This window comes from Rhizobium ecuadorense (genome assembly GCF_001187535.1).
Taxonomy (GTDB): domain Bacteria; phylum Pseudomonadota; class Alphaproteobacteria; order Rhizobiales; family Rhizobiaceae; genus Rhizobium; species Rhizobium ecuadorense.
Genome location: NZ_LFIO01000509.1, coordinates 1 through 268, shown reverse-complemented (window position 1 = coordinate 268; position 268 = coordinate 1). Strand labels below are relative to the sequence as shown.

Sequence of the window (268 nt, the reverse complement as noted above, 5' to 3'; positions counted from 1 at the left end):
ATTGCACGCCGGTAAGGGGTCAGTTTTGTGCGCCGATTGACATATAGGTGTTCGGAACACCGAGCAGTGCACGTAAAAGCCGCTTGACAAAACGCGTCCGCTGCCACTATTGGGTAATCGATCACCCAAGGAGGATGGTGAAGATCGTGGCAGTATCGCTTTCTGACATCGCGGAACGTGCGGGCGTCTCGGTAAAGACGGTTTCCGGCGCATTGCACGGCGGCTCCGCCCGCATGTCCGACGATACGCGCCAGAAGATCAAGGCCAT

General features: G+C 57.1%; 1 protein-coding gene. It reads left to right on the top strand.

Annotation, left to right across the window (positions count from 1 at the left end; all coding sequences use genetic code 11):
• Positions 1-134: 134 nt before the first annotated feature.
• Positions 135-268: LacI family DNA-binding transcriptional regulator (locus tag AF337_RS40190; protein ID WP_167347741.1), on the top strand; the 134-nt coding region annotated here is incomplete at its 3' end.